Below are 14305 nucleotides of genomic sequence, written 5' to 3' on the forward strand. Positions count from 1 at the left end.
AGAGTAACTGGAAAACTTGCTTGTTCTTTCGTGTTTTCGCAAAATTCGGTCCTGCCGCTCCTGTTATTCCTTCATGGACTACTTTGTCGATTCTTTTTTTGCCGCGCTCCGTCTAATCTTTCAGTTCGATCCCGAGGTTTACCGAATCGTCTGGACATCGCTCGAGATCTCGCTTACCGCAACCGTTTGCGCAGCGCTTCTCGCGGTTCCGGCCGGCGTCTGGTCGGCATCTATTGAATTTAAGGGAAAGCGGCTCCTGCGGCGGAGCTTGAACGCTTCGATGGCGATGCCGACGGTTATGATCGGCCTGATTTTTTACGGGTTGTTCAGCCGCCGCGGGCCGTTGGGCGAGCTCGCTCTTTTGTACACCCCGACGGCCGTCATCATCGGCGAGGCGGTGCTGATTTTTCCGCTCATCATGAATCTTGCGATGACCGCCGTCGAATCCGCCGATCCGCGTCTGCTGCCTACGTTGCGCTCTTTAGGCGCCAGCCCGGCGCAGCAGTTCGGGCTGGTATTGTCGGAAACCCGCTTGGCCCTGTTGGTGGCGGTTGCGGCCGGTTTCGGGCGAGCCATCGGAGAAGTGGGAACGGCGATGATGTTGGGCGGGAACATCCAGGGGCTTACCCGTACCATGACGACCGCCATCGCGCTGGAGACGAGTAAAGGCGAGTTCGAGCTCGGTTTGGCTTTGGGCATGATGTTGCTGCTGGTCGCGTTTTCGGTGAATTGGCTACTGCAATCTGCGGACCGGAGTGCCGGTTGAAGCGAGCGTATTGGCTGGAGCACGTGGTTTTTGCTTATGGCGATAAGCCGGCGTTGACCATCGATCATCTGGCGATCTCCGCCGGCCGGATTACGGCGCTGATCGGTCCGAACGGCGCCGGTAAGAGCACGCTTCTCGAGCTGCTCGCTTTTCTGATTCATCCGGATGCCGGCGAAATGTATTTTTTCGGTCAGCCGGTCAGGCGAGAGGACGTTCTGGCACTTCGGCGCCGCGTTGGGTTGGTGGCGCAAAGTCCTTATCTGCTTCAGGGTAGCGTGATGGATAACGTGGAGTTGGGACTGAGGCTGCGCGGTATCGGAAAGGAACAGCGGCACCGCAGGGCAATGGATGCAATGGAGCGAGTGGGACTTGCCGGATTCGAAAAGCGATCCGTCAGGGCGCTTTCCGGAGGCGAGAAACAGAGGGTTGCCTTGGCGAGAGCGCTGGCTCCGGCACCCGAAGTGCTGTTGTTCGACGAGCCATTTACGTATCTCGATCAAAGTAATGTGCGCTTGGTCGAGCAGGTGCTCTCGAATTATGCGCGGCAAAGTGGGAACACGGTGGTGTTCAGCACCCATGAGCAGGTGCAGGGTATCGCGCTCGCCGACGAGTCCATCAGCCTTTTCGCCGGAAGATCGGTCGGGGCGCCGCTCGTCAATTTGTTTCGCGGAGCGCTACGAAACGGCGTGTTCGACACCGGCAAGCTGGCGATACAGGTGCCGCGTGCGCTGGATCAGGGATCGCATCTCTCCGTCGATCCCGAGGAGATCGTGCTCTCCCCGGAACCTCTGAATTCCAGTCTCCGTAATTCGTTTCGCGGCCGTATCATCATGATCGCGGAAGAGGCGGGGCGGGCGAGGATTACCATTGATATCGGCGAGAAACTTAACGCCCGGATTACACTCGAATCGCTGCAAAGCCTCGGTTTGGAACTGGGGAAGGAAGTTTGGGTCAGTTTTAAAGCCACGGCGGTGAAAGTGTTTTGACCGTTCGGAGTCCGCCGCAGTGTTCTCGACGTTTTAATCAAGTCAGGAAAACGCGTATTTACGCCGTATGACGGATTGGCTATGGTGAAACCATAATTATTAACCCGGCCTATAAATATAGGCCGGGTTAATCGGGGGCAGGGATGCCCCGGCGCGGCGACAAGCCGCGTGAGCCCAGGCCGGGCGTGTACCGGCCTGGGCGGCGGCCCGAAATACCAGGAGGGTATTTACGGGCCTGATTAATAAAATTCATAAAGCAGATAATCCGATACGCCAAAATGTGGCTACAAAAACGAATCGCGTTAAAACCGCGAGCGCGCGGTTTTCACCTAATCACCGAAGAATTGCTGGGGCTTTTGCCTGAATTGAGGAAATTCCGCATCGGTATCGCTCATTTTTTCATTCAGCATACCTCCGCATCGTTGGTTCTCAATGAAAACGCCGACCCGAGCGTGCGGCGCGACCTGGAAACTCACCTGAGAAGTCTGGCGCCCGACGGCTCGGCTCATTACACCCATACCTTGGAGGGGGAGGACGATATGCCGGCCCACATCAAATCCTGTCTGATGGGCTCCAGCGTAACCGTTCCGGTCGGCGACGGGCGATTGCTGTTAGGCACCTGGCAGGGCATCTATTTGGGCGAGCACCGTGATCTTGCAGGGTCGCGCTCGGTGGTCGCCACTTTGAACGGGGAAACGTTTTAAACCTGGAGTGATCAATGAAATTTTTGCGTTTGATCCTACTAACGGTAGTTCTGTCGCCGTTTTCGATCCGTGCCGAAGAGAGCGTATGGGACAAAGGCGTACCGGTCCTCGAGAACCCGGTGGAAATGACCGTTTATCGCAGCCCTACTTGCGGCTGCTGTGGAAAATGGCTGGAGCACATGAAAAAACATGGCTTTACCGTGCGCGATATCAAATCCAACGATATGGACAGGATCAAGAAAGAACTGGGAGTGCCGGAGAATTTGCAATCCTGCCATACCGCGCTGGTCAACGGTTACGTAGTCGAAGGCCATGTTCCCGCTGCGGATGTCCAGAAGCTGTTGCAAGCCAAGCCCGAGGCGGCGGGATTAGCCGTTCCCGGCATGCCTGCGGGTACGCCTGGAATGGAAATGGGCGGGAAAAAGGATCCGTTCGCCGTGCTGCTCTTCGACAAGAAGGGGAGGGTGAGCACGTTTCAGGAATACCGATTTTATTGATCTCTCCTAAGAGACAGGGAGGGCCGTCATGCTACTAGCGGGCGACGTGGGTGGAACGAAAACGATCCTGGCTTTGTACGACGGGGGGCTGGAAGGACTGCCCGCATCAATATTGAGGGAGGAGACCTATCCGAGTGCGGGATATGGCTCGTTCGAGGACATTGTTAAAGATTTCTTGAGGGATCAGAGCGAACCGCTGGACGCCGCTTGCTTCGGAGTCGCGGGCCCCGTCGTCGACGGCCGCTGCCAAACGACCAATCTACCCTGGTTGATTGACGAGAGGCGCCTGATGCCCCTGCTGGGCATCTCCAAGGTGAAATTGCTGAACGACCTTCAGGCCATGGCCTTAGGTTTGCTCTGGCTGCGGCCCGACGAGTGGGTCGAGCTGAATCCCCGTGCAGTGCCCGCAACCGGCAACCGGGCGGTCATCGCAGCCGGTACCGGGCTCGGCCAGGCGGTATTGTACTGGGATGGTCATCTCTATCGTGCATTGGCAACCGAAGGCGGGCATGGGGACTTTGCGCCCAACAACACCATGGAAGACGGCTTGCTTGTATATCTTCGAAACAAGTTCGGAGGGCACGTGAGTTATGAACGGATCTTGTCCGGACCGGGAATCGTCAATGTCTACGAGTATCTACGCGACATAAACTATGCGCCCGAATCGCCCGAATTGGCCGGCGCGATAAAGAAGGCGGAGGACCCCGCACGGGAAATCACCACGCATGCCTTGCATCGGGGAGATGCGCTGTGTCGGGGAACTCTGGCCCTGTTCGCGCGCATTTTTGGTGCGGAGGCCGGCAACTTGGCCTTGAGGTGTTTCGCTACCGGCGGCGTGCTGGTCGGCGGCGGCATTGCGCCAAAGATTCTGCCCGCACTACAGGACGGCCATTTCATGCAAGGTTTTTGTGCTAAAGGCCGGCTTTCAGAGTTTCTCTGCGCTGTCCCGGTCCGTGTTGCCTTGAATTTTCACACTGGGTTGATCGGGGCGGCCGATTTTGCGGCACGCATGTTGCTTGAAAAGTCCTGAGACGCTTGATGGCTGGATTTCCTTAAGGCTGGTTTGGTCCTTGTAATGCAATCATCAACTTCGTATCTCAGAATTAATCGATTTCCGGAGGAGGTTCGTTATGCGTGTCGATGAAGTTCGGGAGATCGCCAAACGTATGGGCTTGGTTCCAGGCCGCATGAACAAGCGGGATCTGATCCGAAAGATCCAGATTGTCGAAGGAAACTTCGACTGCTTCGGTACGGCTCGCGATGCTGCCTGCGATCAGCATGGTTGTTTATGGCGAGAAGAATGTTTTTCACAGGCTAAAAAGGAGAATTAGGGGCTTTCAATTAATCGATAAGTTCGTTCCAAGGAAGTTGAAGCGCGTAGTCGCGCTGTTTTTATGCATCTGAAACCAAGGAGAGATTGATGATCGCTGCAGAGCTATTGAATTTAGCCCGCCATGAGGGTATCCGAGACCTCGAATATTTCCGTACAGAAAAACAACTCGTGTGGGCTATCCAACGAGCCAGGGGTAAAGCCGCATGTTTTTTGTCCGAGGATCGCATGGAGTGCAAAGAATTCGAGTGCCAGTGGCGCCGGGAATGCCTTAAGCTGGTTGCCGAATGGCGCCGGTGAGCGATCTCGGGGACCAGACCTTCCGGTCTTGGATTCGCGTGGCAAAGCGAGAACAAGATTGTCTGCATCGGGGCGGAGGCACAAACCTCCGCCTCGCTACGATATTGAGGCCGATTCAGTCGGGCTCAGATGTTCACTTTAGAATCGCGGAGATGTCGGCCTCGATAATTGTTTTTGCTGACTGATCGCTCGACAGAGTATGTGGCTCTGGGTTACACGCCAAAGCGTCGACTACGGTTAGACTAGAGAATAAGCTCGAGTCGTTCTGAGGATGGCCTGGTTCCTCCGAACGTATACAATCGTTCATAAGTTTCAAGTCTGTAGAGCTGCATACTGCTATGAGAATCGGGGTACCTAAAGAAATCAAGAATAACGAAAACCGCGTCGCGCTGACGCCGCATCAAGCATCGATACTTGTCGAGGCGGGGCACGAAGTTTTGATCGAAACGAATGCGGGGCTCGGTTCCGGATTTAAGGATGAGGAATACGTTCGGATGGGCGCTCGTATTTGCGGCGTCGAGGACGCATGGAATTCGGACTTGGTTCTCAAGGTCAAAGAGCCGATAGAATCGGAGTACCTTTTTCTCCGAAATCAGATCGTGTTTACCTTCTTCCATCTTGCGGGGGCGCCTCGCTCGCTCACTGAGATCTTACTGGAACGCCGCACTATGGCGGTGGCATACGAAACCTTGGAGGACAGATCCGGTCGATTGCCGATTCTCGCTCCCATGAGCGCGGTCGCGGGTAACATGGCGGCACTGGTCGGCGCTTATTATCTGGCCGAGTTCAATGGCGGTAGAGGGGTGCAGCTCGGCAAGGTTCTGGGCGCGAGACACGGAAGGGTGTTGATCGTAGGCGACGGGGTCGTGGCTTTTCACGCCGCGCAGACGGCGTGGGGGCTTGGGGCTCAGGTTTCTGTTGCAGGCATCGACAAGGCCAAGGGCGAGCGGATGGAGCGCGAAATTTCAGGGGAACTCGAGTTTTTTGCTTCCGAGCCGGACGCCATTGCACGCCGTATATGTGAAGCCGATTTAGTCGTCGGCGCGGTATTGCGGCACGGGGCCAAGGCAGACTACGTGGTGACCGAGAATATGGTCGGATCGATGCAGCCCGGTTCCGTGATCGTCGACGTCAGCATCGATCAGGGCGGCTGCGTGGAAACTTCGCGGCCTACTACTCATTCGGAACCCGTTTACGAGAAGCACGGCGTCATCCATTACTGCGTGACCAACATGCCCGGCGCTTATCCCCGGACATCGACGATCGCTTTAACCGAGGCCAGTTTTCCCTATGTCCTCCAGTTAGCCAATCAGGGCTTGACGGCGTTTCGCGAAAATCCAGGGTTTGCCAAGGCCGTAAACACTTACCAGGGACATCTAACCTGCAAGCCCGTAGCCGAAACGTTCGGATTCATCGAGCGATACAGCGCATTTCCCGCATCGTGATCGTTCGGGCGGCGACGAGGCGAGTCAAGCCAAGCGAAAATCAATGCTCGTCTTCTTCGTTTAGAAAGTCGTCCAAGGTGAGATCCCGCTGATCCGGTTCATGCAAATCCGGATCGGTGTAACCGAGGTCATCGATTTCCACGTCATCGAAAGGAGCGCTCCAGTCTTCGGGGGGCTCTATAGGCGCGAAAGGCGATTCGTACCAAGAGGCAAAGTCAAATTCGCCGAGATCGCCGTTGAGATACTGGATTTCGATGGCGTCGTTTTCCTCGTCCAATGCGACAACACGAAACGATCGTCCGGTCTCGGCATCTTGATACCAGTTTTCGAGCAGCGGATCTGCAACCGTCGGCATGGCTTTATCCTCCGATTAGGCTTGGAAACATGGCTTCCAAAAGGTACGACCCATTGATCGGTCGCCGCAAGCATAGCACGAGTCTTTGACGAAAAAACGGGGTTGCGGACTCCGCTATATCTGAAACGGATGCGGAAAAACGTTTAATTTGTTCCCACCAGCGCGATGATCGCTTCGCTCAATTGGCGCTTCTGGAGTTCGCTGTTTAGCGGATGATCGCGATGGTCGGTGATATAGAAAATGTCTTCGGCTCTGCTGCCGATGGTGGAAATTTTTGCATTATAGAGGCGCACGTCACATTCCCTGAACGCTTGGCCGACCTTCGACAAAAGCCCAGGGCGGTCGGTGGCGACCAATTCCAGAATCGAATAACGGTTCTGCGGGTCGTCGTGAAAATAAATTTGAGTGGGTACCGTGAAATGTTTTATTTCCCGCGGTTCGCGCCGATGGACGCGTAGCGGTGTGCAGCTCGGTTGTAGCAGGCATGCCCGCAATCGGCTGCAAATCTGGGCCTGCCGCAGGTGATCGTTGATCGGTTCTCCAGTCTGCTCGAGGACGTGATAGCTGTTCAACACGTAGCCATCGGCGGAAGTGATGATCTTGGCGTCGAAGACGGTCAATCCGAGTTGGTCCAAAACCGCCGTACTGTAAGCGAATATGAAATCCTGGTCTTTCGCATACAGGAAAATTTCCGCGCTCCCCCGCTGGCTGACCGGGCGCAACAGGACCAGGGGTAAGTCTCCCGGCTTGCAGGCGCTGATGGCCACGGTATGCCAGGCGATTTCCTCCGCCAAATAGCGCAGAAAATATTCGTCGTTAACCATCTGCCAGACTTTTTCGATGGTCCGGTCGCTGATGCCTAAGCGCCTCAGCAGAGCAAGGCTTTCCGCTTTGACCGCATTGATCTTTTCTTCTTGTTCCAGCGGTTTTGTGAGTCCTCGGCGGAATGTCCACCGCGTCGTGAGATACAGTTCCTTGAGCAGGGCGTCTTTCCACGAGTTCCACAGGTTCGGGTTGGTGGCGCGAATGTCGGCCACGGTCAAGAGATATAGATAATTCAGCGTGTCTTGGTTGCCGATGGCGGTGGCGAACTCATGAATGACGTCTGGATCGCTGATATCCTTGCGCTGAGCTGTCATGGACATGAGCAAATGGTTCTGAACCAGCCACTTGACCAGGTCGGTGTCCCGACGGCTTATGCCGTGGCGTTGGCAAAAACCCTCGGCAATGTCCGCGCCGATGACGGAATGATCGCCGCCGCTACCTTTGGCGATGTCGTGCATTAAGCCGGCAATGTATAGAAGCTCCGGTCTTTCGATGATCTGAAAAATTTCATTGCAGAGGGGATGCTCGGCTCTGTGCTTTTCTAGAGCGAATCGTCTGAGGTTGCGTACTACGAAGAGCGTATGTTCGTCCACGGTGTAAACGTGGAAGAGATCATACTGCATGCGGCCGACGACGCGGCCGAAAGCCGGGAGATACGCGGCCAGAATGCCGTAGCGGTTCATTCTCCGCAGTTGATGCGTGATGCCTCCCGGTTGACGCAGGATCTCCATAAAAAGCCGGCAAGCTTCGGGATCGTTGCGGAAATTCTCGTCGATCAGGTAGAGATGTTGGCGAATGAGCCGGATGGTCGCAGCGCGTATGCCTAACAAGCTGGCGTTTTGCTGCAATAGGAGAAATATTTGCAGCAGGGCAAGAGGCTGTTCCCGAAAAACGTTCGGGTGCAGTGCCTCGATGTAGTTGTTGACCGCCTGAAAGTTTCTGTTGATCGGGAGGATTACGGCATCTTCATCGCGATGCAGTGCGGCTTCCTTGAACAGTTGCAATAGCATTTCGTTCAGCCGCTCCAGTCCCATGACGGTGCGGAAATAACGCTGCATGAATTGCTCGACCGCTTGGTTGACGTCCGGATCCTGATATCCGAACTGTAGGGCCAGCTCCTTTTGATACTCGAACAGCAGGCGATCTTCGCAACGCCCGGTCAACGTGTGCAAGGCGAAACGGAGCTGCCAGAGGAAATGCTGCGCTTGCATGAGCTCGCCGTGCTCCGCTTCGGTTAGCCAGCCGTGCAGGAGCAGATCGTTCAGATTCGACGCATTGTAATGGCGCTTGATAATCCATCCGATGATTTGGATATCCCGGAGACCGCCCGGGCCCTCTTTGATATTAGGCTCCAGGTTGTAGGCCGTGTCGTGGTATTTGGCATAGCGTGCGGCTTGTTCAGCCATCTTGGCTTCGAAGAACTCTCGCGAGGACCAGAGATGTTCGGGGCCGATACGCGCCCACAGCTCCTTGAACAACGCCGAGGAACCATGGAGCAGTCGGGATTCCATGAGATTGGTGATGACCGTCACATCTTGCCGGGCCTGTTCCACGCACTCTTCGATCGTACGGACGCTGTGAGCGGGCTTGAGGCCAATGTCCCACAGCAAATTGAAGAAATCGGCCAAGCCTTGCCGGTAGGGCGGTTCTTCGGCTCGATTCGCGCCGCTGTGGTGAAAATCGAGGAGAATCAAAACATCGATATCGGAGTAAGGGTGCAGCTCGCGTCGGCCATAGCCCCCTACCGCAATAAGTGCGAGCTGTTCGGCGTCGGATCCGAGGAAATGATTCCAGCAGGCTCCGAGCAGTTCATCGATGAAATCGGAGCGCGCCCGAATCAGTTCGGCGGCTGGTATGCCGGCGTGAAAGCGCTCGGTTAGCTCCGCATTATTCTGTTGGATATGTTCTCTAAGCGACCTGATGCGCTCGGCGGACGAAAGGATATCGTCATAACGCGGCGAGTTTAAGTCGGCCGTTTTCAATCGCGTGTGCCTCTTCTTGACGCAGGGTGAGGATTTCGTAGCCATCCGCCGTAACTAAAACCGTGTGCTCCCACTGTGCGGACAGGCTGTGGTCTTTAGTTACAGCGGTCCATCCGTCGGGAAGTATTTTCACGTAGCGTTTGCCCAAGTTGATCATGGGTTCGACGGTGAAAATCATACCCGGTTCCAGCATTATTCCGGTATTAGATTTGCCGTAGTGGAGCACCTGGGGGTCTTCATGAAAGTTCCGGCCGATACCGTGCCCGCAGAACTCTTGCACGACGGAATAGCCGTGGGACTCCGCATGACGCTGAATGGCAAAGCCGATATCGCCCAACCGCGCGCCAGGACGTACTTGCTGAATTCCCAGATACATGGCCTCCTGACAGATCTTCACCAGGCGTTTGGCTCGTATGGGCACTTCACCGACCAGAAACATTTTACTGGTGTCGCCGTGATAGCCGTCCTTAATTACGGTGATGTCGATGTTGACGATATCGCCGCTTTTCAGTTTCTTCGGACCTGGTATGCCGTGGCATACCTGATGGTTCACCGAGGTGCAGATGGATTTGGGAAATCCCTTGTAATTCAGGGGAGCGGGAATGGCTTTTTGCACATCGACAATGTAGTCGTGGCAAATTTGATCCAGTTCTTCAGTCGTTACCCCGGGAACCACGAATGGCTCAATCATTTCCAATACTTGTGCAGCGAGTCGGCCCGCGACACGCATTTTCTCAATTTCGGCAGGCGTTTTCAGGATGATGCTCATCGCGAGATTCGTTGGTTCGTGTGGCGCTCGGTCGAGCGAGGATGCGGGAAAAGGGTCGGATTGTTGAATAAAGCAGGTTATGGTATAAAGCGCTGCTATTTTTGGCAATAACACACACGTATCGTCACGTCCGGCGGGGTGCCACATCCCCGTGATTTGGTCGCCGGTTGGGGTGCGTGGAGGCTCAACCCATCGCCGGTTCAATCCGGCTCAGCTCTATTAGGAGATTTGAATGTCCAATGTAACCATGCGCCAAATGCTGGAGGCCGGCGTACATTTCGGTCACCAGACGCGCTATTGGAATCCCAAGATGGCTCCGTATATTTTCGGCGCGCGGAGCAACATCCATATCATCAATCTGGAAAAGACTATACCTCTGTTCAATGAGGCCATGAAATACCTCGAACAGCAGGCGGCCAACAGAGGCAGAGTTCTTTTCGTCGGCACCAAGAGAACCACCCGCAAGGTCATCGAAGATGAAGCCAAGCGCTGTGGTATGCCTTATGTGAATTATCGCTGGTTGGGCGGAATGCTCACCAATTTCAAGACCATCAAACAATCTATCGCTCGCATGAAAGAGCTTGAAGCGATGCGGGACGACGGTCGCTTGCAGCGGTTCAACAAGAAGGAAGCGCTCGGCATGATGCGCGAGTTGGAGAAGTTGGAGCATAGTTTGGGCGGGATTCGGGATATGGACCGGCTTCCGGAGGTGTTGTTCATTATGGATGTAGGCTATGAAAAGAATGCCATCAGCGAAGCGAAAAAGCTGGGCATTCCGGTCGTCGGCATTGTCGATACCAACAACAGCCCGGTCGGCATCGACTATGTCATACCGGGCAACGACGACTCCATTCGTGCTGTTCAGCTGTATGCGCAGAGCGCCGCGACAGCCATCCTGCAAGGCAAGGCGCACAGTCTCGATTTTGCCGGAGGGGAAGACGAATTTGTGGAGATGGAGTCAAATACCGAGACGAGTTCGGATTCCGCTGCGGAAGCGGCTAGCGCATATGCCGAGTAAGGCATGCGTTTTTCGTGCCTGAATGCGTTGATACGCTCAAAACGCCTCCATCAGGGGGCGTTTTTATAAGCGTAAATGCTTGAATAGCGATGATAAGCAATTAATGATGAGGTTCGGTCAATGAATATCAGTGCCGCAATGGTGAAGGAGCTCCGCGAACGCACCGGTTCGGGGATGATGGAATGCAAGAAGGCGTTGCAGGATGCCAACGGTGATATGGAAGCCGCAGTTGAGTTGATGCGGAAAGCGGGTCTCGCGAAAGCAGACAAGAAGTCTGGCCGCACTGCCGCCGAAGGCCGTATTTCTACGAAAACGAGTGCTGATGGTAAGCGTGCGGTCATCGTGGAAATCAACTGCGAGACCGATTTCGTCGCCAAGGGCGATGATTTCGTAGAGTTCGTCAATAACGTCGTGCAAACCGCATTGGATTCGACAGCTAGTTCGCTCGACGAATTGCTCGCTACTGTGATGCCGTCCTCGGGATCCAGCGTGGAGGAAACGCGCCGGGCTATGGTTGCCAAAATCGGCGAGAATATCAATGTGCGGCGGTTCGAGAGCATTACATCGGAAAGCGGTAATATCGCGAGTTATTTGCACGGAACCCGGATCGGTGTTCTTGTCGAGTTGGTCGGCGGTGATCAGGAGTTGGGTCGGGATATCGCCATGCACGTCGCGGCTAGTAAACCCTTGTGCGTGGACGAAAAAGGCGTGCCTGCCGAAACGGTCGCCAAGGAGCGGGATATCGCCAAGGCGCAGGCTGAAGCCGAAGGGAAGCCTGCTAATATCGTCGAGAAAATGGTAGAGGGCAAGATCAAGAAATTCCTGGGGGAAGTTACCTTGCTCGGTCAACCTTTCGTCAAAGATCCCGATCAGACTGTCGGTAAGTTGCTGAGTAGCCGAGGAGCTAGCGTAGGTCGCTTTGTACGATTCGAGGTTGGCGAAGGCATAGAAAAGGTAGAAAGCAATTTCGCCGAAGAAGTGATGGCACAAGTAAGAAACAGTTAAACTTTCGTGAGTAAACCTCTGGCGGAGTGCTTTGCACGGCGACCCGTCAGGGGTTTGCGGATAACCAATCGACAACACAGAATTTGAACCGATGAGCGCGCCTAAATACACCCGAATTCTGCTGAAGTTAAGCGGCGAAGCGCTTATGGGTGAACAGGGAAGTGGTATCGACCCACAAACGATTAAGCGTCTAGCGCACGAAATAAATGATTTGTGTCAGATCGGTGTCCAGGTGGGGCTGGTCATTGGGGGCGGCAACATCATACGTGGCTCGGAAAAGGCATCAGAAGGCTTGGATCGGGTTACCGGCGATTACATGGGTATGCTGGCCACAGTCCTGAATGCCCTTGCTATGCAGGACGCCCTTGAAAAACTCGGGCAGCCGGTCCGCGTCATGTCGGCTTTGAAAATCAATCAGGTTTGCGAGGATTACATCAGGCGTCGTGCAGTCCGACACCTTGAGAAAGGGCGGGTAGTCATCTTTGCTGCGGGTACCGGCAATCCATTTTTCACGACGGATTCGGCAGCCAGCCTGCGTGCGATCGAGATCAATGCCGAGTTGCTGATTAAGGCCACTAAAGTGGAGGGGGTTTATTCGGCGGATCCGCTCAAGGATTCCAATGCGCGGTTTTACTCGAGGCTGACCTATGACGAGGCCTTGGATCAACGCCTTAATGTAATGGATGCCACGGCGCTGGTTTTGTGCCGCGACCATAATATGCCGCTGAGGGTGATGAACGTGTTCGATCCCGGGGCCGTCATGCGCGTGGTTCTGGGCGAAGATATTGGATCCTTAATTGAAACCGGTAGATAACCATGATCGACGATATTCAAAAACGGACTGCGGAACGAATGAAGAAGAGTATCGAGGCGCTCAAGCATGAGTTTGCCAAGATAAGGACCGGCCGAGCTCATCCCAGCCTCTTGGATCACATCATGGTGTCTTACTACGGCAACGAGGTACCGTTAACGCAAACGGCCAACGTCGCTGTCGAAGATGCCCGAACACTGACCGTGACCCCATGGGAGCGCAGTATGGTTCAGGCTATCGAAAAGGCGATCATGACGTCCGATTTGGGGCTGAATCCCTCGACTGCCGGTTCGGTAATCCGTGTCCCCATGCCGCCGCTTACCGAAGAACGGCGGCGCGACCTGATCAAGGTCGTGCGTCACGAAGCCGAAAATGCTCGGGTCGCGATTCGCAATATACGGCGCGATGCCAATAATGAGCTCAAGGCTGCGTTGAAGGAAAAGCAAATCTCGGAAGACCAGGAGCGACGCAGTCAAGAGCAAGTTCAAAAATTGACCGATCAGTACATTAAAGACGTCGATGGTTTGCTGAGCGAAAAGGAAGCGGACTTAATGGCAATTTAATCGGTCCCTTCCGGTCGTGTCGAAATTCGGCTCTTTCTTCAATAATTATCAGCCAGTATTCGATGGTGCCCCCGGCGAAACCGATTTCACTCAGGAACGGTTGGGCATCTCGTTTTCCAAAATGATGATCAGTTCGGAACCTAAATATGGAAGTGCCCGCTGTCCCTATCGATGATGACCGGCTGCCCCGCCATATCGCCATCGTTATGGATGGTAATGGCCGTTGGGCAAAAAAGCGTTTTCTGCCGCGTACGGCTGGGCATCGCGCCGGTGTCTCGGCAGTACGAAAGGTTATCGAACACTGTCTGAAGCGCCGAATCGAGGCGCTCACCCTGTTCGCCTTCAGCAGCGAAAACTGGCGGCGTCCTCCGCAAGAGGTGTCTCTGCTCATGGAGCTGTTTTTGACAACCTTGGAGCGGGAAACCGAAAAGCTTCATGAAAATGGCGTCCGGCTTCGGGTGATCGGCGATCGGGCGGCGTTTTCGCCCGCGCTGCAGGAAAAGATTTCGGCTGCCGAAAGGCTTACCAGTTCGAATACCCATTTGAACCTGACCATCGCGGCTAATTACGGCGGCCGCTGGGATATTTTGCAGGCTGCCCGTGCGCTGGCCGAAAAGGTCGCACGAGGCGAGCTGTGTTCCGGAGACATTAGCGCGGATGTCTTTGAATCTCAGTTGACCCTGACGGATCTGCCCGAGCCCGATCTTTTCATTCGCACCGGTGGCGAACAGCGGATTAGCAATTTCTTGTTGTGGCAGCTGGCTTACACCGAACTCTATTTCACGCCTGCCTTGTGGCCAGATTTCGACGAACAATCACTCGAACTCGCGTTGAACGACTACGCAAGTCGACAGCGCCGCTTCGGATATACGAGCGAGCAAGTCGAGGATCTGGTTCCAGAAAACGTTTGCACTAAGACAAGCGAATCCCGTTAATTTTGCTATTTACG

General features: G+C 54.8%; 15 protein-coding genes. 12 read left to right on the forward strand and 3 right to left on the reverse strand.

Going from position 1 to position 14305, the window contains the following annotated elements:
* Window positions 1–73: 73 nt before the first annotated feature.
* The 7 genes from ACWJJK_RS03905 to ald all read left to right on the forward strand — a co-directional run bounded on the left by ACWJJK_RS03905 (window position 74) and on the right by ald (window position 6028).
* The gene (locus ACWJJK_RS03905; protein ID WP_077731277.1) at window positions 74–766 is read left to right on the forward strand and encodes an ABC transporter permease; all 693 of its coding nucleotides are present in this window, start codon (window positions 74–76) and stop codon (window positions 764–766) included.
* Complete coding sequence (locus ACWJJK_RS03910; RefSeq protein WP_086135217.1) at window positions 763–1752, forward strand: ABC transporter ATP-binding protein; 990 nt, start codon at window positions 763–765, stop codon at window positions 1750–1752. The genes ACWJJK_RS03905 and ACWJJK_RS03910 overlap by 4 nt, the downstream gene beginning before the upstream one ends.
* Window positions 1753–2030: 278 nt before the next feature.
* The gene (locus tag ACWJJK_RS03915) at window positions 2031–2456 is read left to right on the forward strand and encodes a secondary thiamine-phosphate synthase enzyme YjbQ (protein ID WP_077731275.1); all 426 of its coding nucleotides are present in this window, start codon (window positions 2031–2033) and stop codon (window positions 2454–2456) included.
* Between the two features lie 14 nt (window positions 2457–2470).
* Window positions 2471–2953: a DUF411 domain-containing protein gene (locus ACWJJK_RS03920; protein ID WP_454128662.1), complete on the forward strand. Its 483-nt coding sequence runs from the start codon at window positions 2471–2473 to the stop codon at window positions 2951–2953.
* A 28-nt stretch (window positions 2954–2981) separates the two neighbouring features.
* On the forward strand, window positions 2982–3983 hold the full coding sequence (glk, locus tag ACWJJK_RS03925) for a glucokinase (RefSeq protein WP_077731274.1): 1002 nt from the start codon (window positions 2982–2984) through the stop codon (window positions 3981–3983).
* Window positions 3984–4083: 100 nt separating this feature from the next.
* Window positions 4084–4284: a Rho termination factor N-terminal domain-containing protein gene (locus ACWJJK_RS03930; RefSeq protein WP_077731273.1), complete on the forward strand. Its 201-nt coding sequence runs from the start codon at window positions 4084–4086 to the stop codon at window positions 4282–4284.
* A 637-nt stretch (window positions 4285–4921) separates the two neighbouring features.
* Window positions 4922–6028 (forward strand): alanine dehydrogenase, encoded by a 1107-nt coding sequence (gene ald / locus ACWJJK_RS03935; RefSeq protein ID WP_454128663.1) that lies wholly within the window; start codon window positions 4922–4924, stop codon window positions 6026–6028.
* Window positions 6029–6068: 40 nt separating this feature from the next.
* Here the strand turns inward: ald and ACWJJK_RS03940 are convergent, their stop codons facing one another.
* From ACWJJK_RS03940 to map, 3 genes are all read right to left on the reverse strand, one after another.
* Window positions 6069–6383 carry a DUF6763 family protein gene (locus ACWJJK_RS03940; protein ID WP_077731269.1) on the reverse strand — a complete coding sequence of 105 codons (315 nt, stop codon included), beginning with the start codon at window positions 6381–6383 and terminating at the stop codon, window positions 6069–6071.
* 143 nt (window positions 6384–6526) lie between these two features.
* The gene (glnD, locus tag ACWJJK_RS03945; protein WP_240502573.1) at window positions 6527–9190 is read right to left on the reverse strand and encodes a [protein-PII] uridylyltransferase; all 2664 of its coding nucleotides are present in this window, start codon (window positions 9188–9190) and stop codon (window positions 6527–6529) included.
* Window positions 9156–9959, reverse strand: a complete 804-nt coding sequence (map, locus tag ACWJJK_RS03950; RefSeq protein ID WP_077731267.1) for a type I methionyl aminopeptidase — start codon at window positions 9957–9959, stop codon at window positions 9156–9158. Before map ends, glnD begins: the two co-directional genes overlap by 35 nt.
* A 232-nt stretch (window positions 9960–10191) precedes the next feature.
* On the opposite strand from map, the gene rpsB reads away from it, so the two are divergent.
* The 5 genes from rpsB to uppS all read left to right on the forward strand — a co-directional run bounded on the left by rpsB (window position 10192) and on the right by uppS (window position 14291).
* Window positions 10192–10977 (forward strand): 30S ribosomal protein S2, encoded by a 786-nt coding sequence (rpsB, locus tag ACWJJK_RS03955; protein ID WP_077731266.1) that lies wholly within the window; start codon window positions 10192–10194, stop codon window positions 10975–10977.
* A gap of 120 nt (window positions 10978–11097) precedes the next feature.
* On the forward strand, window positions 11098–11982 hold the full coding sequence (tsf, locus tag ACWJJK_RS03960; RefSeq protein WP_077731265.1) for a translation elongation factor Ts: 885 nt from the start codon (window positions 11098–11100) through the stop codon (window positions 11980–11982).
* A gap of 91 nt (window positions 11983–12073) precedes the next feature.
* The gene (gene pyrH, locus ACWJJK_RS03965; RefSeq protein ID WP_077731264.1) at window positions 12074–12796 is read left to right on the forward strand and encodes a UMP kinase; all 723 of its coding nucleotides are present in this window, start codon (window positions 12074–12076) and stop codon (window positions 12794–12796) included.
* Between the two features lie 2 nt (window positions 12797–12798).
* Window positions 12799–13356, forward strand: a complete 558-nt coding sequence (gene frr, locus ACWJJK_RS03970) for a ribosome recycling factor (protein WP_077731263.1) — start codon at window positions 12799–12801, stop codon at window positions 13354–13356.
* Between the two features lie 146 nt (window positions 13357–13502).
* A complete protein-coding gene (gene uppS / locus ACWJJK_RS03975; protein WP_077731262.1) occupies window positions 13503–14291 on the forward strand; it encodes a polyprenyl diphosphate synthase in 789 nt (262 codons plus the stop codon).
* Window positions 14292–14305: the final 14 nt, after the last annotated feature.

The sequence above is a fragment of the Methylocaldum gracile genome (genome assembly GCF_053646815.1).